This window comes from Methylobacterium sp. CM6241 (assembly GCF_054817845.1).
Window position 1 is genome coordinate 3,053,706 of the sequence record NZ_CM139246.1, and the last position, 19,530, is coordinate 3,073,235.

Annotated in this window: 19 protein-coding genes; 10 read left to right on the forward strand and 9 right to left on the reverse strand. The window is 67.2% G+C overall.

All coding sequences use genetic code 11. The features are described 5' to 3' along the window. Positions 1-47: 47 nt before the first annotated feature. The 4 genes from ACYQR9_RS14230 to ACYQR9_RS14245 form a co-directional block, all read right to left on the reverse strand. Positions 48-1,418, reverse strand: coding sequence for a chloride channel protein (locus tag ACYQR9_RS14230; RefSeq protein ID WP_461226817.1), 1,371 nt, complete (start codon positions 1,416-1,418; stop codon positions 48-50). A 340-nt stretch (positions 1,419-1,758) separates the two neighbouring features. Then, positions 1,759-3,177, reverse strand: coding sequence for a deoxyribodipyrimidine photo-lyase (locus ACYQR9_RS14235; RefSeq protein WP_461226819.1), 1,419 nt, complete (start codon positions 3,175-3,177; stop codon positions 1,759-1,761). A 439-nt stretch (positions 3,178-3,616) separates the two neighbouring features. Further along, positions 3,617-4,714 carry a TRAP transporter substrate-binding protein gene (locus tag ACYQR9_RS14240; RefSeq protein WP_461226820.1) on the reverse strand — a complete coding sequence of 366 codons (1,098 nt, stop codon included), beginning with the start codon at positions 4,712-4,714 and terminating at the stop codon, positions 3,617-3,619. Positions 4,715-4,837: 123 nt separating this feature from the next. Then, on the reverse strand, positions 4,838-5,905 hold the full coding sequence (locus ACYQR9_RS14245) for a branched-chain amino acid ABC transporter substrate-binding protein (protein ID WP_244478149.1): 1,068 nt from the start codon (positions 5,903-5,905) through the stop codon (positions 4,838-4,840). 31 nt (positions 5,906-5,936) lie between these two features. Here ACYQR9_RS14245 and ACYQR9_RS14250 point away from each other — a divergent pair, with 31 nt between their 5' ends. Then, a complete protein-coding gene (locus ACYQR9_RS14250; protein WP_461226823.1) occupies positions 5,937-6,194 on the forward strand; it encodes a hypothetical protein in 258 nt (85 codons plus the stop codon). A 105-nt stretch (positions 6,195-6,299) separates the two neighbouring features. Here the strand turns inward: ACYQR9_RS14250 and ACYQR9_RS14255 are convergent, their stop codons facing one another. Further along, on the reverse strand, positions 6,300-7,469 hold the full coding sequence (locus ACYQR9_RS14255) for a polysaccharide biosynthesis/export family protein (protein ID WP_056429361.1): 1,170 nt from the start codon (positions 7,467-7,469) through the stop codon (positions 6,300-6,302). 290 nt (positions 7,470-7,759) lie between these two features. Between ACYQR9_RS14255 and ACYQR9_RS14260 the strand changes: the two genes are divergently transcribed. The 8 genes from ACYQR9_RS14260 to ACYQR9_RS14295 all read left to right on the forward strand — a co-directional run bounded on the left by ACYQR9_RS14260 (position 7,760) and on the right by ACYQR9_RS14295 (position 14,913). Beyond that, positions 7,760-9,061 (forward strand): alpha/beta hydrolase, encoded by a 1,302-nt coding sequence (locus ACYQR9_RS14260; protein ID WP_461226825.1) that lies wholly within the window; start codon positions 7,760-7,762, stop codon positions 9,059-9,061. Continuing rightward, positions 9,058-9,615 carry a gluconokinase gene (locus ACYQR9_RS14265; RefSeq protein WP_405030618.1) on the forward strand — a complete coding sequence of 186 codons (558 nt, stop codon included), beginning with the start codon at positions 9,058-9,060 and terminating at the stop codon, positions 9,613-9,615. Before ACYQR9_RS14260 ends, ACYQR9_RS14265 begins: the two co-directional genes overlap by 4 nt. Beyond that, positions 9,615-10,439, forward strand: a complete 825-nt coding sequence (locus ACYQR9_RS14270; RefSeq protein WP_461229807.1) for a Cof-type HAD-IIB family hydrolase — start codon at positions 9,615-9,617, stop codon at positions 10,437-10,439. The genes ACYQR9_RS14265 and ACYQR9_RS14270 overlap by 1 nt, the downstream gene beginning before the upstream one ends. 226 nt (positions 10,440-10,665) lie before the next feature. Further along, positions 10,666-11,577, forward strand: a complete 912-nt coding sequence (locus ACYQR9_RS14275; RefSeq protein WP_207413931.1) for a transglycosylase SLT domain-containing protein — start codon at positions 10,666-10,668, stop codon at positions 11,575-11,577. 417 nt (positions 11,578-11,994) lie between these two features. Continuing rightward, positions 11,995-12,951: a helix-turn-helix transcriptional regulator gene (locus tag ACYQR9_RS14280; protein WP_082470531.1), complete on the forward strand. Its 957-nt coding sequence runs from the start codon at positions 11,995-11,997 to the stop codon at positions 12,949-12,951. Between the two features lie 240 nt (positions 12,952-13,191). Beyond that, positions 13,192-14,052 (forward strand): serine O-acetyltransferase, encoded by an 861-nt coding sequence (cysE, locus tag ACYQR9_RS14285; RefSeq protein ID WP_056429370.1) that lies wholly within the window; start codon positions 13,192-13,194, stop codon positions 14,050-14,052. Positions 14,053-14,188: 136 nt separating this feature from the next. After that, positions 14,189-14,401, forward strand: coding sequence for a DUF3126 family protein (locus ACYQR9_RS14290; RefSeq protein ID WP_027173107.1), 213 nt, complete (start codon positions 14,189-14,191; stop codon positions 14,399-14,401). Positions 14,402-14,586: 185 nt separating this feature from the next. Further along, positions 14,587-14,913 carry a DUF6949 family protein gene (locus ACYQR9_RS14295; protein ID WP_207413933.1) on the forward strand — a complete coding sequence of 109 codons (327 nt, stop codon included), beginning with the start codon at positions 14,587-14,589 and terminating at the stop codon, positions 14,911-14,913. Positions 14,914-15,010: 97 nt separating this feature from the next. Here ACYQR9_RS14295 and ACYQR9_RS14300 read toward each other — a convergent pair whose 3' ends face one another. From ACYQR9_RS14300 to ACYQR9_RS14315, 4 genes are all read right to left on the reverse strand, one after another. Further along, positions 15,011-15,733: a transglutaminase-like cysteine peptidase gene (locus ACYQR9_RS14300; RefSeq protein WP_461226828.1), complete on the reverse strand. Its 723-nt coding sequence runs from the start codon at positions 15,731-15,733 to the stop codon at positions 15,011-15,013. Positions 15,734-15,886: 153 nt separating this feature from the next. Then, the gene (locus ACYQR9_RS14305) at positions 15,887-16,483 is read right to left on the reverse strand and encodes a transglutaminase-like cysteine peptidase (protein WP_461229808.1); all 597 of its coding nucleotides are present in this window, start codon (positions 16,481-16,483) and stop codon (positions 15,887-15,889) included. A gap of 419 nt (positions 16,484-16,902) precedes the next feature. Further along, positions 16,903-17,550 carry a PilZ domain-containing protein gene (locus tag ACYQR9_RS14310; protein ID WP_311275508.1) on the reverse strand — a complete coding sequence of 216 codons (648 nt, stop codon included), beginning with the start codon at positions 17,548-17,550 and terminating at the stop codon, positions 16,903-16,905. A gap of 114 nt (positions 17,551-17,664) precedes the next feature. Next, positions 17,665-18,282: a PAS domain-containing protein gene (locus tag ACYQR9_RS14315; protein WP_207414380.1), complete on the reverse strand. Its 618-nt coding sequence runs from the start codon at positions 18,280-18,282 to the stop codon at positions 17,665-17,667. A gap of 317 nt (positions 18,283-18,599) precedes the next feature. On the opposite strand from ACYQR9_RS14315, the gene ACYQR9_RS14320 reads away from it, so the two are divergent. Then, the gene (locus tag ACYQR9_RS14320; RefSeq protein WP_461226831.1) at positions 18,600-19,424 is read left to right on the forward strand and encodes a rhomboid family intramembrane serine protease; all 825 of its coding nucleotides are present in this window, start codon (positions 18,600-18,602) and stop codon (positions 19,422-19,424) included. Positions 19,425-19,530 lie beyond the last annotated feature (106 nt).

Here is a 19,530-nt window from a genome sequence, read left to right on the forward strand (position 1 = left end):
CGCGCAAAACTCCAGCGTGCGGAACGACCGATAACCCTCCTGTCGGGTCAAGCGTTCCGCTCAAGCTTGTGCGGCGTCGCGATGACGGGCGCGGCACCGGATTCGGCCTTCTCCAGGATCGTGGCGGCCAGCGCGTGATAGAGCCCTTCGCGGCAGATCAGCTTCGAGACCGCGTCGGCGATGAGGGCGGTGACCATGAGCGGGATCATCATCGCGTGGTCCTGGGTCATCTCGGTGACGATGACGAAGGCGGTGATCGGCGCCTGAAGCGTGCCGGTGAGGTAGGCGACCATGCCGATGAGCACGAGCGCGCCGATGGGCACGTCCGCGAACAGGCCGTGCAGCCAGACGCCCATCCCAGCACCGACGCTGAGGGAGGGGGCGAACAGGCCACCGGGAATGCCGCTGATGGAGGAGAACACCGTCGCGAGGAATTTCAGCGGGGCATAGGCCGGGTGCCCGGTATCGGTGCCATGGAGCATGGCGCGGGCCTCCTCGTAGCCGGTGCCGTAGACCGTACCGCCGGAGGCGAGACCGCAGAGGGCGACGCCGAGCCCGCAGAGGGCGCCGAACACGATGGGGTGGCGGCGGATGGCGCCACCGATCCGACCGGGCAGCCCCCTGGCGAAGAGGAGGGTGACGCGGCCGAACAGGCCGCCCGCGATGCCCCCGAGCGCGCCGAGGATCGCCACGGCGAGCCATCCCGGCCCGAAGGGCAGGGCGGCCTTGGTCGTGCCGAAATACGTATAGTCGCCCTGGATCGCCAGCGCGGTCAGCCCGGCGGCGATGACGGTGGCGACGATGAGACCGCTGGTGCGCGCCTCGTAGGTCCGGCTCAGTTCCTCGATGCCGAAGACGATGCCGGCGATGGGGGTGTTGAAGGCGGCGGCGACCCCTGCCGCACCACCGGCGAGGATGACACCCGGCAGGCGCTCCGCGTCGAGCCGGCCGAATGCCGCCATGATCGCAGCCCCCACCTGGACCGTCGGCCCCTCGCGGCCCGTCGAGGCGCCGCAGACGAGGCCCAGCGTCATGACCAGGATCTTGCCGAACGCCGTCTTGAGGGAGACCAGGGCGTTGCGGATCGCCGGGTCCTCCGTATGGCGCGCGGCGATCACCTGGGGAATCCCCGAGCCTTGCGAGTTCGGGAACACCCGAATGGCGAGCAGGATCGCGATGGCGAAGCCGAGCGGCGTCAGCACCAGGGCGACGAGGGGGGAGGGCGAGACGATCCAGCGGAATACTTCGTGCGCCCAATCGGCGAGCTTGGCCATCGCCACGGCGGCGAGCCCGACGCAGAGGCCCCCGAACAGGAACAGCAGGCGCTGCCGCCATAGCGGCGCCGCATCGGAGGCCGCCCCGCGCCAGCGGTCCAGTCGCCTGCGCGGCGGAGGTGAGGCGGGAGCGGGGTCAAGCACGATCGCGGGCCTCAGCGGGCGATCGATCGTCGGAGGGGCGACACGTCCATGAACCGACCCCGTCTTTCCGGGGCTGCGGAGCGGAGCCCGGAATCCAGAACCGGAGGTCGATCTTCATTCTGCTCCACCGGTGGTTCTGGATTCCGGGCTCGCCTCTGGCGCCCCGGAAAGACGGGAAGGATCACGAGCGTGTACGGCGCTTGTCCGGCACGAACCGAAGGCCCGAGGACACTTGCCAAGCAAGAACACCCGCCAAGCAAGAACCCTCACGAAGCCAAGGCCCTCACGAAGTAAGGACACACGCCAGGCGAAGCCCACGACGCAAGGCGTGTACCGCACCTCAGCTCGTCTTTCGCGGTGTCTTTCCCGCCTTCTCCTCAGCTCGGCAGAGTTCACCGACGGTCTTGAGATAGGCCTTGGCGTCGAACTTCCGGAGCGAGTTCTCGCTCTGGTAGCGCACCGTTCCGAAGATCGGACGGCGCGCCCAGGGGCGGTCGTGCAGGCCGTAGACCCAGGCGACGTTGGTGAAGGAATTGGCGTCGCGCCCGTCGAGAAAGTAGCGGTTGTTGAGGCGCAGGGTGCGCTTGAAGCCTTCCTCCGCGCTCGGAGACCATTCGAGGATCTTCTTGCCCCAGTACATGCGCAGGTGGTTGTGCATGTAGCCGGTCACCCGCATCTCGGCCTGGGCGGCGTTCCAGTATTCGTCGTGGGTCTTGCCCTCGGCGAGTTCGGCCTCGGTGTAGAGCGTGGGCCGCTCGTCATCGGCGTGTTCGGCCAGGGCCTTGCGCGCCCAGTCCGGCACCGCGTGCTCGAAACTGTCGTAGCGCTCCGTGTAGTTCACATGGTTCATGGCGAGCTCCCGCCGCACCACGAGTTCCTCGAGATAGGAGGCCTTGTCCTCCGACGCCCCCGCCTTCGAGGCCCGTACCGCCAGGGCGATCTCCACCGGCGAGATCTGCCCGAAATGCAGGTAGGGGCTCATATGCGAGGCGGCCCCCGCTTCGGGCCGGTTGCGGTCAGTGCCGTAGGAGCCGAACGGCCCGGCGAGATAGGCCTTCAGGCGCCGGCGCGCCTCCGTCTCGCCGCCGGTGAAGCGCGTCACCGGAGCGACCTCGCGGTCGAGGCTCATTCCCGCCAGCACCGCCTCCGGGTCCGACACGTCGACCTCGCTCTTCGGCAGCCCGCGCCCGGCCTTGTGCTTCACCGTACGGGGTTTGAGCTCCTCCACATACTCGTCGAGGAGCTTCAGGATCTTGGGACGCAGGGTGCGGGCCGCGAATTCATGCTTCGGGGAGGCGACCTCCACCGGCACCACCACGTCCCCCTCCACCTGGACGACGCGGATCGTCACGGCTTTCGCGATCGCGCCGTACCAGCGCTTCTGGATGGCGAGATAGCCCCGGTCGAGGACGAGGAGGGCCGCCTTGGCCGAAAGGTCGATGGCGATCTCGGCCGGCGAGGCCTTGCGCATCACGAAATGGATGCCGCGCGCCTCCAGCCCTGCCTTCGCGTCGGCGAGCCCCTGCAGCAGGAAGGCGTAGTGGCGCGCATTGGCTTCGGGAAACCCGTTGGCGCCGTCGAGAAGTCCGAAACAGACGACGACGGGAAGGCCGAGCCGGTTGGCCTCCTCGATGGCGAGTTCCAGGGCCGGGTTGCAATGGGCGCGGTTGGCCTGCTGCAGCAGGTAGAGGACGTAGGAGCCGTCCGCATCGGGTTCGGCGTCGTTCAAGTCCCGTATTCGCTTCGCCTGTATCGCCATCGTGTGTCACCGCCCCGTTTCCGTCGAAGTTTGCTCTCCCGCCAAGCGGAAGGTGAAGATGAATGATCTCGCGAGGTGCGGGTCAGGGAGATGGAAACGCCAGAATTCGTGGCGTTCCACCCAATGCAGAGACCGGGTTTCCGAATGCACTCATCGGCTTGCATCACACGGATGACCAGGAAGACTGGGGCTGATCTTGGCCTGCGACATTTTCGTTACAGCGGGATTACGAAGTGCGACGCCACACGAAAACAGATGGCTCCGTTGCACGAACGGCCTTGCATTTCCGCCCAGGACGCTCAGATTGTGCATTGCGGGAACGCGATGGCGTCGCGCTCCCGCTGCCCTTCTTGGGCGTTTCCTCCCTAGACTTCGGGCCGCTCTTCGGAGCGGCCTTTTTTCTGTCCGCAGCCACGCATCGCCCGTCAGCACGGAGTGCTCATCCGCGAGTGCGGGCCCGGATCATGAAATTGTCGTAGGTGTATTCCGCCACCTGGAACCAGAGATATTCCTCGTTCCGGAAGGTCTTCATAGCCTCGTAGATGCGCTTGAAATCGGCGTTCTTGGCAGAAATCTCGGCATAGACGTCGTTGGAATGCTTCAGGGCCGTCTCCATGACGTCCTGGGGGAAGGGCCGGAGCTGTGCGCCGGCGGCCACCAGACGGCGGAGGGCGCGGGGGTTGCGCGCATCGTATTTCGCCAGGACTTCGGCATGGGCCTGGGCGGCGGCGGCCTGGAGGATGGCGCGATAGGCCTTCGGCAAGGCTTTCCAGGCTTCGGCGCCGATCCAGAAATGCAGCATCGCGCTGCCCTCCCAGAAGCCGGGGTAATGGTAGGTGGGCGCCACCTTCTGCAATCCGAGTTTCTCGTCGTCGTAGGGGCCGATCCACTCCGCCGCATCGAGGGCCTTCGATTCGAGGCCGGCATAGATCTCCGGCCCGGGCGTCGTCTGGGGCACCGCGCCGAACTTCGCCAGCACCTGACCACCGAGACCCGCGATGCGGATCTTCATGCCCTGGAGATCGGACGCGCTCTTCACCTCCCGGCGGAACCAGCCACCCATCTGCGCCCCGGTATTCCCGCCGGGGAGGCTCACCAACCCATGCTTGGCGAAGACCTCCGCGAACAGGTCGGCTGCGCCGCCCTGGAGCCACCATGCATTCTGGCCGCGGGCATTGAGGCCGAAGGGCAGGGCGGAGGCGAGAGCGAAGGTCGGGTCCTTGCCGCTGCCGAGGGTGGCCGGCGCGTGTCCCATCTCCACCGTCGCGGCGGACACCGCATCGATCACGCCCTCGGCCGGGACCGGCTCACCCGGCGGAAGCACCTGGATCTGGAAACGACCATCCGTCGCCTCGGCCACGAGGCGCGCGAGCGTCTCCGGCGCGCCGAACAGGACATCGAGGGATTTCGGATAGTGGGAGGCCAGCCGCCAGCGCATCTCGGGCATCGTCTCGGCCCGGGCCGCTCCCATCGACAGGGCGGCGGCACCGCCCAATCCGGCGGCGAGCAGGCTGCGGCGCGCAGGGTGTGAGGCCATGACAACTCGCTTCAAAAACTCGCTTCCCCCGTCTCTCGGTCCGTTCACGAACGGGGCAGGAGGCAAAACGATCCGATATTCCTTCGCGCGCGCCCTTCCTTCGGCCTCACCGGCCGAACTGCGTCAGGGAGGGGGCGCGTAGGTGAAGCTCCCGTCCTTCCAGACATAGAGCACGTAGCCCTGGGCGGTGACGTCGCCCTTGCCGTCGAAACCGACCGAACCGAGGACGAGATCGAACCGCTCCGTATGGAGCGCGGAGACGATGCGGCGTGCATCCGTGCTGCGGGCGAAGTTCCCCGCCTCCACCAGGGCCTGAAGGGCGGCGTAGCCATAGATCGTCGAGCCCTCCACGTCGCCGCCCTGCGCCTTGAGCGCCTGGACCACGGCAGCCGCCTCCGGCTTGCGGCGCGGATCGAGGTAGAAGGTCATCAGCACGCCGTTGCTGGCCGGCCCGGCCGCGGTGGCGAAATCCTGCGTGGCGATGGCGGAGGTGCCGAACCATTGCGGCCGGAAGCCCCGTTCCGCCGAGATCCGCACGAGGCGGCCCATTTCGAGAGCGTCGCCCCCGTAATAGGCCACCGAGATCCCCGCCTCCTTCAGCCGATCGGCCAGGGCCGCATCGTCCGCGTCGCTGGCGACGAAGGCGGTCGCCAGGGCCTCGTTGATGCCGATCCGGTTGAGGTTGTCCTTGGTGGCGGCGGCGAGCGCCCGGGAGCCGGGGCTCTGGTCGTTGAGGATGGCGATCTTCTTGTCGCGGAAACGCTCCGCCAGCACCGTGGCCGAGAGCTTGGCCTGGTCGTCGTCGCGTCCGCATACCCGGAACACGTTCTGGAGGCCGCGATCGGTGAGCTTGGCGGCGACGGACGCCGCCGTGACCATGGCGATGCCGTTGGCGGCATAGACTTCGGACGCCGCCAGCGAGGCGTTGGAACAGACATGGCCCACGACGAGGCGCACATCGCTCGCGGCATAATGCTTGGCGACTCCCACGGCCTTGTTGGAATCGCAGGCATCGTCCTGGACGTCGAGCTGGATCGTCTGCCCGGCGAGGCCGCCCTTGGCATTGGCGTCACGCACCGCGGCGCGGACCCCGCGAAGAACCTGCTCGCCGACGGCGACATAGGCACCCGATTGCGGAACCGCCACGCCGACGGTCACGTCGGCATGGGCGGGAGCGACGGCCAGGAACACGGCGAGACTTCCGCACGCGGCGCTTCGCGTGGTGACAGCGGATCTCAGCAGCGTGGCGGCGGTGTTCGGTCGCGTGGCGGCGGCCTTCCGTGACGTGGCGGCGGCCTTCCGTAACGTTGCGGCGGCCTTGCGCCGCGAGGCCAGATGGCGGGCCACGCTCGCCAGCCCGAAAAAGCAGGCCACCCGTCTCATCCTCATGTCGCCCCGCCCCAAAACCCGTCCGGTCCACTCTAAGACGAGCGGGCCCTACGAGTTGCCCCCCGGCACCCATGGCATCGTCGAGCCGTGAGGCAAGGCGGTCCATAACGCAAGTGCGTGCAAGCCCCCGCGTGGTCGGTGCGGAACCGAACCGCCCCGGCGCATGACGATCCGACCCATGACGATCCGGCCGGCCTCAGTCGAAGGAACCGCCGACGCGTACGCCGGTCATGACCGGCTGGGCCGCCGCCGAGAAGACGGAGAGGACCTTCTTGATCTCGGTGAACGGCGCGTTCGAGACGTAGACCATGTCGCGGTTGCGCATGCGGAAGGCCTGGGTGAGGAACAGGCTGTTCGGGTCGCGCATGTCGACGCGATAGACCACGGGAACGAGAGGTGTCCCGAGAAGCGGGCTTCCGGGCTTCAGGCGACGGACCACCGCCGCCGGCTCGAAGCGGAAGATGAAGGTCCCGGTCGGATCGGCATCGGCATCGCGCTGACCGCGTGCCTTGGCCAGCGCCTGCGCCAAAGTGATGCCCTCGGCCTGGAACGGGATTTCCGTGGCCTGACCCAGCGCGCCGACCGCCAGGAAGGTCTGGGGATCGCGCACCAGGGTGAGGTTGTCGTTGGGGCGCAGGTAGATGTTTTCCTTGGGGTTCGACACCACCGTCGTCAGCGGCACCGTCGCCGTCGTACCGCCCCGCGACAGGCGCACGAAGGTCTCGTTGACGGGCGTCTTGACCCCGCCTGCAGTGGCGATGACGTCGAGGATGCGATCGCCCTGGGTACCGAGCGGGACGCGGGCGCCGCCGATGGATTCACCACCGACCGTCACCGATTGCGAGACCGGCCGGGTCACGGTGACGATCACCTGAGGCTGGATCGCCTTGCCGGCGAGCTCCGTCTCGATCAGCGCCTGGACGTCCTGCGTCCGCCGTCCGGCCACCTGGATCCGGCCGGCATAGGGGATCGAGATCGCGCCGTCGCGCGAGACGACCTGCTCGGGCAGCTGCGCCGCCTTCGAGCCCGCGGAGAACGAATTGACCGTGAGCGGGCCCGAGAACAGGCCGCCCGAACCGGCTTCGAACACCGAGACGGCCACGGCGTCGCCGATGCCGATCACGGATTCCGCCGGAGCGCGACGATCGCCGAAGGATGCGAACAGGCTATCGAGGGAGCGTCCGCGCAGGGCCTCGACCACGGCGGAGTTCATGTCGATGAGTTCGTAGCGGGCGAAGGTCCCTTCGCTCGTCGCCTGATCCGCGCCGTCCACCACGGCCGTGGTCGACGGGCCGGCGGCGGGCAGGAAAGCGCCGCATCCCGACACCGAAAGCGTGGTGATAAGGACGATAGGCAGAGTGCGCATGCAGTTTCGCCTGTCGGTTTCTCTCATCCGCTGCCTAAACCAAAGCCTTGTCACTGTCCGTGGCGGGTTGGACACAGTGCCGTCCCGTCGGGACGCGTGCAACGGATCGTCCCCGATACCCACATGCCGAGCTCCTGGACTTGCCGTCGGGGCTTCGCAACGGACGACGTACGGGGCTACTTGGCCGCATCTGTCTCGTCTTACTGCCGAAATCGCTCGACGGTGGGCGGATCGGCGTGCGAATTTCCCGACCTACGAGCAGGGGGCACCTGCGAGGACAGCCGAGCAGGATGCCTTTGTCTGACACGATCCCCGATCGCCCTCCCGGCGCGCGCGCCGAGCGGACCCACGGTGACGGCGCACGAAGCCCCGTGCGGCGCCGGCACGTCTTCTATGTGCCGGGCTACGATCCGGAAGGGCGTACCCGCTACCGCATGCTGTTCGTGCGTGAGCTGACGCTCCATGCCAAGAGGTTCGGGGAGCCCAAGCGCCGCCCCGGACGCGCGGTCATGGGAGCGGACGGGCTTTCCCAGCGCTGGACCGTGGCCGCCGAACCGAAGGTCGGCGGAGCGGAGACGAGTTACGACGTCCTGCTCTGGGACGACATCGTGCTCAAGGATTTCGCCCGCTGGCGCATCGTCAGCGTCCTCCTGCTGTTCGCGGGCAGCCTCCAGGCCATCGTCACCGGCATGGCGGTGAAGTTCTACCGGCTGAACTGGAAATACGGCAACGTCATCCTCTATCCGCTCGGCCTGATCCTCCTCCTCACCCTCGTGAGCGGCCTGATCGCACATCAGATCCATGCTCATCTGGGAGACGGATTCGGGCACAGCCTGCAATGGCCGGCCTGGGTGACGGTGCCGCTGGGCCTCGCGGCCGGCCTCGTCTGGATCAAATCCCTCGATGCCCTGCTGGAACGCGCGTTCTTCTGGCAATTACTCAACGACTGGGTCTTCAACTGGCAGCACGGCCAGGGCCGGCGGCGCGACTACGAAACCCGCGTCGATGCTTTCGCCGCCCTGGTCGTGGACCGCCTCGCGGCATTCCGGGCGGAGGGTACGGAGCTCGACGAAGTGCTCATCCTCGGCCATTCGACCGGCGCGCTCACGGCGGTGGAAGTCGCCGCCCGCGTGCTCGCCGCTGATCCGGCGATCGGCACGGGAACGACGGCCTTCTCCTTGCTGACCCTCGGCTCGGGCCTGCCCATCGTCGCGCTGCAGAAGGAGGCGCGCCGGGTGCAATCGGACATCGCGAGCCTCGTCGTCTCGGAGCGGATCGTCTGGGTCGATTATTATGCCCCCCAGGACTGGATGAACTTCCCCGATTTCGATCCGGTGGAGCGCCTGCCCCTCGACCTCGGCGGCCGCCCCCCGCGCAACCCGCTGGTGCGCTCGGCCAAGTTCCGTGAGATCATCGACCCGGAAACCTACCTCAAAGTGCGATGGCGGCCGTTCCGGATGCATTTCCAGTTTCTCTTCGCCAACGATCGTCGCGGCGAATACGATTTCTTCGCCATGGCGCTCGGCCCGCAGCGCCTGCGGGACCGGGTGAAAGGCCCCCGGATCGACACCGGCACGGCGACCGGGTCTTGAGCATCGAACCGGATCAGGGCCCGCCTCGAATTTTCATCGTGATGGGCGTCTCGGGCTCGGGCAAGAGCACGATCGCCGGGCTATTGGCCGAGCGCCTCGGGTGGGATTTCGTCGATGGTGACGCCTTCCACAGCGCGGAACACGTGGCCAGGATGCGGGATGGCCACGCCCTCGACGATGCCGACCGCGCCCCCTGGCTGGCGGCGATGTCGGCCTGGATCGGCACACGCCTGGAGACCGGCAAACCGGGCGTTCTCGCCTGCTCGGCCCTGAAGCGGGCCTATCGCGATGCGCTCGTCCAGGGGCGGGCGGGCATTCGCATCGTCTATCTCGACGGCGACCGCGACCTGATCGCGGCCCGCATCGCCCGCCGTACCGGCCACTTCATGCCGGGTGCCCTCCTCGACAGCCAATTCGCCACGCTCGAACCGCCGCGCCCGGAGGAGGGCGCGCTGGCGGTGCCGATCGTCGGCAGCGCGGAGGCCATCGTGGCAACGATCCTGGACCGATCGGGTTTGCAGCCCGACGATCCCATCAGACAGGACACAGCATGATGTCGGGCCCTCCCTCCGGCGACCGGGCGATCGCCTTCGTGATCTCCGACGTGGACGGGACCCTCGTCACCTCCGACAAGAGCCTGACCCAGCGCAGCCGGGACGCCGTCCGGCGGCTCGACGCGGCGGGCATCGGTTTCACCATCGCCTCCGCCCGGCCGCCGATGGGGCTCAGGTCGCTGATCGCCGACCTCGGCCTGCGTCATCCGATCGGCGCCTTCAACGGCAGCACCCTGCTCGCCCCGGATGGGCAGATCCTCGCCGAACATCTCCTCCCGGAGGAGACGGCCCGCCAGGCCGTGCGGCTCCTCGACGGGCTCGGCCTCGATATCTGGGTGTTCGCGCGGGGGCAGTGGAACCTGCGCGACCCCCATGGACCCTACACCGATCTCGAACGCCGGACCCTCCAGGCCGACCCCACCCGCGTCGAGGATCTCGGTCCCCTTCTCGTGGGCGCATCCAAGATCGTCGGCATCAGCGCCGATCCCGATCATCTGGCCGCATGCGAGAGCCGGGTCGCCGAGGCTCTGGGAGACGGCGCCGACGTCCATCGCTCCCAGGCCTATTATCTCGACGTGACGCCGTACGGGCAGGGCAAGGGGACATTCGTCGACGAGATCGCGCGCCGCCTCGGGATTCCTCATGCACGGATCGCGACCCTCGGCGATGCCGCCAACGACGTGGCGATGTTTGCGCGAAGCGGGTTCTCGGTGGCCATGGGCAATGCCAATGAGGCGGTGAAACGGGCCGCGTCGGCGGTAACGTCGGGAAATGACGAGGACGGGTTCGCAAAAGCGGTGGATGAATTTCTCTTGACGCGCTGACGCGCAAACCCCGCCGATCCTTGTCCCGTACGGCTCAGCTCCTTGGCAATGCTGGCGAATCCGCCGGGCCACGGGCCGGGGCCGCGTTCAGGCCTGTGCCATGTGCGCCACAGCACGCGGAGAAACGGCTCCGCTTTCCCGCAATCATGACAGTGGAGCCGCCTTCCGGCCTCATTTGGCCTCGACCCTTGGCCTCAGATCAAGAAAGACGCCACCGGGTCTCCGAATGAATCAGCGCCTCCTGCTCCTCGCCGTGGCTGCGGCCGTCCTGCCGGGCCCGGTTCTCGGCCAAGGCACCCCGGCCCGCGACAACATCGATGCGCTGATCGAGGAGCAGGCAAAGGCAAACGGTGTCCCGGCGAGCTTCGTCCACCAGGTCGTCAAGCGCGAAAGCAACTACAATCCCAACGCGAAGGGTGGCAGCGCCCTCGGCCTGATGCAGATCAAACATGCCACCGCACGCGGCATGGGATATCGCGGGGATGCGGCGGGTCTCTACGATCCGAAGATCAATCTTCGTTACGGCATTGCCTATCTCGCCGGCGCCTATCGCACCGCCAAGGGCAACACCCACCAAGCCTATACTTATTACAACCGGGGCTATTACTACGCTGGCAAGCGCCAGGGCACCCTGGTCGCCGGCATCGAGGACACCACGGCCGCCTCGCCGCAATCGAGCGCGGCCTTCAGCGACGTGTTCACCCGAGGCTTCGGCGCGCAGCGCAAGGCGCAGCCCGATGCGAACGTCACCGCCGCCGGAACGGCCCTGGCCTATGCTCCGAGCCTGACCACTCCGCCCGTGCCGACCGAGCTGGTGGAAGTCCCGCTGCCGCCGCGCCGGCCGGCCGCCTTGTCCGGCCTCGCGCCGGCCGTGGCGGAGATCGGCCCCGCCCATGCGCCGGCCGCCACCCCCCAGGCCACGGCCTTGGCCGCCCTGTCGGTGAATCCGGCAATACCCCAGCCGGCCGCCGTCACGGGCGCCGCCGAGTTCTCCGTGACGGAGAAAGTGGAAGTGCCGCTGCCGCCGCGTCGTCCTTCGGCGGTCGTTCTGGCCTCGGTGGGCCGCCCGATCGTCGCGAAGAAGGCGCCGACACCCGGCACCATCATGGAAGCCTCGGCGCTTCCGCCCAGCCAGTAGGCCCTCGAAAGCCCGTCACCGCGTCGAGCGCCTCACCCAGAAGGCGGCAAGCGCCCCGTCTGTCCCTGATCGGGACAAAGCTGAAACCATTCAGAAACAAACATACGTGAATGTTCTCCTGTCATGCCGATTGCGGCGGGGACACGCATGTTTCGCTTGCGTATGCTCTCTTTCGACATCACATGGTGCAGTGCGGCATCGAGAGCGCATGAGGTTGCAAGATCAGGCTTCCAACGCGGAGCTTGAGGTGCAAGTCTTGTACATCGGGCCCCAAACTGACGATTGTGAAGCCTCGTCACGAGCCTGATCTTGGTCAAACGACCATGGAATGAAGGATCGCGACCGGCGCTTGGGAGCCTGCTGCAATCGATCTCGCCGGTACGAATTTCGTGCCGAGCCAAGATCGCGTGGCGGGATATGGTGAGGCCATCAGCCTCCGGGACGGTCAGGTCCGGGACGCGAACACGGAAGACGGACGACGGCATGGCCGGCGCGGCTGAACAAGAATCGATTTTTCTGGCCGAACTCGGTCGGCGTGTGAGGCATGCACGGACAGTGCGCGGCCTTTCGCGGAAACTCCTCTCCCAGACCTCGGGTCTGTCGGAGCGCTACATCGCACAGCTCGAAAGCGGGCAGGGCAACGTGTCGATCATCCTGCTGCGTCGCGTGGCGGATGCCATGGGCGTGCGGCTCGACGACATGATCGCCGTGCAGGACACCCCGCCCGATTGGCACGTGATCCGCGACCTTCTCGGTTCGGCATCGGCGGAACAGATCACCCTGGCGAAGGGCATCCTGTCCGGCCACGCCATGTCCAACGGTGACACCCCGATGCCGCGGGTGGCCCTGGTCGGCCTGCGCGGAGCGGGCAAATCGACCCTCGGCCGCCGGGTGGCGGAACGCCTGGGCTGGACCTTCATCGAGCTCAACGCCGAGATCGAGCGTGAGAACGCGCTCTCGGTGAAGGAGATCTTCGCGATCTACGGCCAGGAAGGGTATCGCCGCCTCGAACAGGCTGCCTTGCGCCGGCTCACCGAACATCCCGGCCCGATGATCCTGGCCACCAGCGGCGGCATCGTCGCCGAGCCCCTGACTTACGACCTGCTTCTCCAGGCCTTCTTCACCGTCTGGCTCAGGGCGAAGCCCGAGGAGCACATGCAGCGCGTGCGCGACCAGGGCAAGCTCGCCACCACGGGCGACCATGCCTCCGCCATGCAGGAACTGCGTGCCGTGCTGCTCAGCCGCGAGCCGCTCTATGCCCGCGCTCCGGCGGTGGTGGACACGTCCGACGTTCCCCTGGAAGAGATGATCGACCGGCTCGCCGCCGTGATCGATGCGCGTTTCGGATCGGTCGATTTCCGGCGCAGCGCCTGACACGCTGAGTAACACCGAGAGGTGGTTCGGGAAGGTAGCTCAGGAAACCCCCTTGATACGGGGGCGGCCTTTCCCCACGCTATGGGACGCACCCCAAGGGGAACGGAGTGCTTCGTTCTCCCTTGACCCCGGGGAGAGTGTTCTCCCGTATCGGCTCCCGGCACGGCCGTCCGGCCCCTGACATGGCGATCCGGCCGCATAGGCCCCGCCCGCCATAGACCCCGCATCGCGGAGGAATCCATGTCCGCCAGCCCCTTCTCGAATCCCGCAATCGGGAACGAAGCCATCGCCGGCACCGTCGATCCGGTCTGGTCGCGCCTGCGCGGCGAGGCCGAAGCCGTGGTTCGCGAGGAACCTCAACTCGCCTCCTTCATCGTGGCGACGATCCTCAACCAGGCGACGCTCGAAGCCGCCGTGTCCCACCGCGTGGCCGCACGCCTCGGCCATCCGTCGCTTCCGGCCGAGCTCGTGGCGCATGGATTTCACGAGGCCATCGCCGCCGACCCGCGCATCGGCGACAGCTTCCGTGCCGATATCGGGGCCGTGCTGGACCGTGACCCGGCGGCGGGCCGCGCCATCGAACCCGTGCTGTACTTCAAGGGATTTCACGCCATCCAGGCGCACCGGCTGGCGCATTGGTACTGGACCAGCGGCCGGCGAGACCTGGCGCTCTACCTGCAGAGCCGCTCGTCCGAGGTCTTCCAGACCGACATCCATCCCGCCGCCCGCATCGGACGCGGCATCTTCCTCGACCATGCCACCGGCGTCGTCGTCGGCTCCACCGCCGTGATCGAGGACGACGTCTCGATCCTGCACGCCGTGACCCTCGGCGGCACCGGCAAGCAAGGCAGCGATCGCCACCCCAAGATCCGCCGCGGCGTCATGATCGGTGCCGGAGCCAAGATCCTGGGCAACATCGAAGTCGGAGAATATGCCCGCGTCGCGGCCGGTTCCGTGGTCCTGCGCCCGGTTCCTGCCCACACCACGGTGGTGGGCGTGCCCGCCCGCGTGGTCGGCACCGCCGGTTGCGCCGAGCCGGCGCGCGCCATGGACCAGTTCGTCAATATCGACCAGTTCATCCACATGGCCGAGGGCATCTGAACCGGCCGGCCCGCGCGTGCCCGCAGCGACTTGCCCGTGGCGAAGCGGCGTGGCAAGCGGTGCCCATCCGGAGGGACTCGGTCGCTCGAAGCGAGCCCGGCCTCCACCGACCATCGACGAATCAAGAGGCGAACGCGTGAACAAGACCGACATCACGAAGGTCCAGGACTATATGCGCCGGACATTCGCCAACACGAATATCCGTCTCGTCGCCCGCCCCAAGAAGGACGATTCCGCCGAGGTCTATATCGGCGAGGAATTCCTCGGCGTGGTCTCAGTCGATGACGAGGACGGCGATCGCTCGTTCAACTTCGCCATGGCGATCCTCGACATCGATCTCGAAGACTAAAGCCGAAGCAGCCATAGAATCGCGCAAGCCGGTCGCGGACGTTCGCAAGCCGCGACCAGCACAATGCCCGAATGCACGTAGTCCTCCCTGTGCGTCGGCTCATCCCGGCGCCGGGACATCCTTAACAACTCGTAAACGCTCTGGCAGAGTGCGTGCTCAATCCGTCATCAACGGTCGAGCGCGCCATGGATATCAGCCCCTCCGCCATCGAATCGATCAAGACCCTGTGCGTCGGCCTCGCCCTGTCGGGCCTCCTCGCTAGCGCCTTCGAACTCGTCTCGGACCGTCGCGCGAGCTTCAGCCTGCTGGAACGCGGCGGCGTCGGAGCGGTGGCGGCCCTGCCGATCCTGGCCTTCGGCGCGCCCTTCATCATCCTGCGCAACACCGTACGAGGCCGGCGGATCGAGCGTCGCCCGATCCCCTTCGTCATGATTGCCACGATCGTCGCCTGCGGCTGGAGCCTGCTCTCGGGCCGGGTCGCGCTCGATCTCGCCCATTTCATCACCGGCTGAACAGGGCGAGCCGCAGCGGCGGCCGGATGACGATACGGGACATCGCATCGCCTGGCGCCATGGCCCGTCCGGCGCGGACGGATCGGCACCGCCCCTCTCAGCGGTTGGCGGTGGCCACCGGCGAGGCGACGCCGTTGAGCGAGACCCAGGCCATACCGTCCTGGCCCTCGCGCTTGACATAGGTGTAGCCGGTGCGCGGCGCGGACAGGATCGCGGTGGTCTTGTTGTCGAGGATGAGATCGCCCTTGTCGGTGCGGACCATCAGGACCGCATGGCCTTCGCCGATATCGTCGATGACCACGGTCATCCGCAGAGCGCGACGGGGGAGCCCCCGCTCCACGAGCATCCGACGCTTCAGAAGCTGAAAATCCTCGCAATCGCCGAAGCCGTCATCGGGAAAGTCCCAGCGGTCGACGACGCCCCAATGGGCCATGTCGGTGATCGGATGGATGCGCGCGTTGACGCGACGGTTGACGCTGGTGAGCGTGCGCCAAATGGCCGGATTGAGGGCGATGATCGCGGGCTGCGACGTGTCGACGATGCATTCGGCGGGGTATTTGGCGCAGAACCCGTTCCAGGCGGCCACCGGCCGGGCGCCGCCATTCTCGTTCACCGCCGGCGCATCCGGCAGGGCGGCGACCGGGCGCGCTTGCGTCGCGGCCCCACCGAGGAGCAGGATGGAGCCGACCAGGGACAGCTTGGCCGCACGTCCAATGCGTCGCCAAGAAAGCCCGCAAGTAACCCCGCAAGTAACCCCGTATGAGAGCCCACTTGCCGAGTAGCTTCCGCCGTCGACGCCTCGCAGAACCGCGTGCCGCATTCCGGTCGCCCTGCCATTCGTTGCCGAAGGCAAGAAACTGGCACGGCCGGGGCCAGGGCTCAATCCAAAAGTTAAACTCGAATTAACTTCCCACATCGCCATGGGTTCCATGGCAGAGACGTGATGTTTTCGTGCAACCCGAGAGAATCCGGTTCAGCGGTTCGCAGTGGTCACCGGCGACGTGACACCGCCTAGCGAAACCCAGGCCACGGAATCCTGGCTCTCGCGCTTGATGAAGACGTAACCGGTCCGATACCAGGGCACGATCTCGCTGGTCTTATTGTCGAGGATGAACTCGCCCCGGTCGGTGAGGAGCGTCAGCACGGCATGCCCTTCGCCCTTCTCGTCGATGACCACGGTCATCCGCATGGCGCGGCGGGAGAGGCCGGCATCGGCGAGACGCTTGCGCTTGACCAGCTGGAAATCCTCGCAATCTCCCATTCCATCCTCGGCGAGGTCCCAGCGGTCGGCTTCACCCCAATGCTCGGTGTCGGTGACGGCACGCAGACCGGTATTCACCCGACGATTGACCGAGACGATCAGGCTCCAGGTGGCGGGGGTGAGGGCGACACGGGGCGGCTCGTTCGCGTCGATGGCGCACTCGGCCGGGTAACGCTGGCAGAACGAGACCCAGCCGACGATGGGGCGGGCGACACCGAGAACATCGGCGGAGGGGGAGGGCGAGGGCAGGGCGGCCATGATCTGGGCCTGCGACGCGCCGGCGCCGAACAGCGCCAATGCCGCGAGCATCCCCAGCAAGAATGATTTCGTCCGTGCCATCGCGACCACCTCGTCCAACGAGGACCACGATGCCGCCACGCTTCCTGAGCCGCGCTGAAGCGGATACGCGCAATTTTATCGATTCGGCCCCGGGACGGAGCTCCTGCGGGTCAGAGCCAATCACCCGCTGAATCGAGGACTCGCATTCGCGCGATGGCGATCAGGAAGTCGTAACCATGGCGAGGCGGGATCGACCGACGACGATTGCGGCCCCGCTCTCGCCGGACGCCGTGGCTGTCACGACGGAGTGGGGAGACAGGCCGAAACGGCCAGCCGGCGCGCGACGCGGTGAGGAGATCCTGTCGCGACGACGCCGACCTTCGGGGGAGCGCCATGCCGGCAGAACCCGCAGACGGAGCGCCCTCAACCGGAGAGGCGGGACGACGCTCTCAGAGCGTCAGGCCTTCATGAAAAAGGTCGGGCGAGATCGGCAGCATGAAGCCCACGCCGATGCCGCCCTCGAAATAGCGCACCACGCGCCCCGGTGTCCGCCCGACCATGACGCTCATGCCCACAGGCGGCTGGGCCTGGGTCGAGAGGGCGACGCCGGACAGGGAGACGTCGATGATGCGGGCCGCGACCTCGCGCCCGTTCTCGAGCTTCAGGAGCACGCCTGTCTCCTGTGGCGTGAGACGTTCGTGGTTGCGGCCTTCGGGCAGGCCGAGCGCCTCACGGTTGGAGATCCAGGTGAGTTGCGACGCGATCTTGTCGCGCTTGCGCTGGGTCGCGCTCAGGCGGACAGCCATGCCCCCGCTGGGAAACCGGGCGATCGTCCCTTCGATCCGCCCGATACGCTCGAGATACAGCACAACGCGCTCGTCGAGTTCGCCCAGGACCGCGCAAGTCAGGCGCACGCCGCCCGGAGACATGTCGACCGTCTGGCAAGGATATTCACGCCGGTCGGCAAGCATGTAGCGGCCGAGGAGGGAGACTTGGACGCGCTGATGCCGACGCAGATCCGACGGCCGCAACAGGCGGACCGGCTTGGTTTCAGCGGGCGCGAACTTGGTTTCAGCGGGCGCGAAAGCCTCGATCATCGCGAAATCCGCACTCGGGTTCGATCGTCGTCAGCACAATCCTACAGGTCGGCTCGTTACGAAAATCTTTGCCGAAGACAGATCAGTCTCTCGATCGGTCCATTAAAGTACCGATCAGGCCCGTCCGCCGGGATGCACCATGAGATGTCCGCGCCGCACCGGAACGCTGTCATTGGCCGGTTCGGGCAGGTTCCTGAGGCTGGAGGCGGCATCGTTCCTGGCGAGATCGATGACGTCGTAGGTCGGGTCGAGGACGCGGAGGGAGATGGATTCGAGCCGCGTCACGGGCCGAAGCCCCAGCCATTGCGGAACGACTTTCGGGCTCAGCGCCCCAAACATGCGGACCTGGGTCTGCCCACGATGGCGCAGGGGGAGAAGCAGGAGTTCGAGGTCGATCTGTTCGTCCCTCTGGGTCATCCCGCGCAGCCCCGCGACGATCCCCACCGTATCGACCGCCACCGTCTCCACGAGGCGCCAGGGATCGGCCTGTCCCGCACCCCAGATGTCGCCGAAGGCGCTGCCGCGCAATTCGCGCCCGAACAGGGCGCAGACGCGGGTCCCCGCGAGCCGGACCGTCGCGGCCGAGCGCGCCATGTCGAGTTCGAGGATGAGGCTCTCGGAGAGGAGGTTGCGGATCTCGCCGGGCTCGATCTCGCTCCTCTCGGGCGCGGCCCGCGTACCACGAAGCCGGTCCCAGTAATGATAGAGCATACGGCTGGTCGGATGCTTCATGGCGTCCCGTCGTGGCACGGTCCCGCTGGGACCTGTTCGAAATCGGCCCGATCCATCCGGCGCTGGACACAGCTGCCGGTTCGGTTAACAAGCCTGCCGCACACTCTATGCCCGTCCAAGGCGGCACGCTCGCTTAAGCTCTGATTAGGGTTAACGCGGCGGGGGAAACGCTGCCGCACGGCACCCATCGCGGCGATGTCCTGCATCGTCGGACCGTTCGGGTCGTGGAGGGCTGCGCCGGAATCGCGCATCGCTCGCCTGAATTTGCATGGGCCGGGGGCTTGCGGCGGCGGCATCCGCGCCGACATGGTGGCGCCATGGATGCCATGCCCGATCTGCCGCGCCAAAGCCGCGTCCCCGTCTTCAACATGCCCGGCGCGGTGACGGCCTCGATCGCCCTCCTGCTCGGCCTCCATGCCCTGCGGGAATTCGTCCTCCCGGACGAATGGGACATCACGCTTCTGCTGAACCTGGCCCTGATCCCGGGCCGCTGGCTCGCCTCGGTGGACCCGGACCGGGCCGCGGAGATCCTGTCGGCCGCCTCCTCGGCAACAGGCGACACGGATGTGGTCCAGGCCCGTGCGGCCTTCGCGCAATACGTGGTGGCCAACCCGTCCGCGAGCCTCTGGACCTTCGCCACCTATGCGTTGCTGCACGGCTCGTGGACGCATGTCATTTTCAACGTGGTCTGGCTCGCCGCCTTCGGCTCCCCCGTGGCGCGGCGATGCGGCCCCTGGCGCTATGGCCTCCTCGGGCTCATCGGCGCGGTGGCGGGAGGCGTTCTCCACGTGGCGATCGACCCGTTGAGCACGGCCCCGCTGATCGGCGCCTCGGCCGCTGTCTCGGCGCTGATGGCCGCCGCCGCGCGCTTCGTGTTCCAGCCGCCGCCGTCCTTCCATGCCAGCCAGCCCTGGCAGCACGCCGCCCAGCCGCCGCTCCAGACCATCCCCGAACTCCTGCGCAATCGCACGGCGGTGATGTTCCTCGGCATCTGGCTCGTCACCAACTTCGTCTTCGGGATCATCTCGCTGCCGCTGGGCGCGGAATCCTCGACCGTGGCATGGGACGCCCATCTGGGCGGGTTCCTGGCAGGATTTTTCCTCTTTCCGATATTTGACCGCTTAGGAGGCGCAAAAGCATAATTTTTCCGCATGTTTTGGCATCGGAAGGACGGTCCCGTGGGTTGTCACGTCAGACATGACGTCACACAATTCCGTGATGCGCCGGGATCAACCCGGCCCGCGTAAC

Bases quoted from the DNA above. Each gene is read 5' to 3' on its own strand.
- ACYQR9_RS14235 (WP_461226819.1), bottom strand. From the start codon at position 3,177: ATGGCGATACAGGCGAAGCGAATACGGGACTTGAACGACGCCGAACCC.
- ACYQR9_RS14240 (WP_461226820.1), bottom strand. From the start codon at position 4,714: ATGGCCTCACACCCTGCGCGCCGCAGCCTGCTCGCCGCCGGATTGGGC.
- ACYQR9_RS14255 (WP_056429361.1), bottom strand. From the start codon at position 7,469: ATGCGCACTCTGCCTATCGTCCTTATCACCACGCTTTCGGTGTCGGGA.
- ACYQR9_RS14260 (WP_461226825.1), top strand. From the start codon at position 7,760: ATGCCTTTGTCTGACACGATCCCCGATCGCCCTCCCGGCGCGCGCGCC.
- ACYQR9_RS14270 (WP_461229807.1), top strand. From the start codon at position 9,615: ATGTCGGGCCCTCCCTCCGGCGACCGGGCGATCGCCTTCGTGATCTCC.
- ACYQR9_RS14275 (WP_207413931.1), top strand. From the start codon at position 10,666: ATGAATCAGCGCCTCCTGCTCCTCGCCGTGGCTGCGGCCGTCCTGCCG.
- ACYQR9_RS14280 (WP_082470531.1), top strand. From the start codon at position 11,995: ATGGTGAGGCCATCAGCCTCCGGGACGGTCAGGTCCGGGACGCGAACA.
- cysE (WP_056429370.1), top strand. From the start codon at position 13,192: ATGTCCGCCAGCCCCTTCTCGAATCCCGCAATCGGGAACGAAGCCATC.
- ACYQR9_RS14295 (WP_207413933.1), top strand. From the start codon at position 14,587: ATGGATATCAGCCCCTCCGCCATCGAATCGATCAAGACCCTGTGCGTC.
- ACYQR9_RS14300 (WP_461226828.1), bottom strand. From the start codon at position 15,733: ATGCGGCACGCGGTTCTGCGAGGCGTCGACGGCGGAAGCTACTCGGCA.
- ACYQR9_RS14305 (WP_461229808.1), bottom strand. From the start codon at position 16,483: ATGCTCGCGGCATTGGCGCTGTTCGGCGCCGGCGCGTCGCAGGCCCAG.
- ACYQR9_RS14310 (WP_311275508.1), bottom strand. From the start codon at position 17,550: ATGATCGAGGCTTTCGCGCCCGCTGAAACCAAGTTCGCGCCCGCTGAA.
- ACYQR9_RS14315 (WP_207414380.1), bottom strand. From the start codon at position 18,282: ATGAAGCATCCGACCAGCCGTATGCTCTATCATTACTGGGACCGGCTT.
- ACYQR9_RS14320 (WP_461226831.1), top strand. From the start codon at position 18,600: ATGGATGCCATGCCCGATCTGCCGCGCCAAAGCCGCGTCCCCGTCTTC.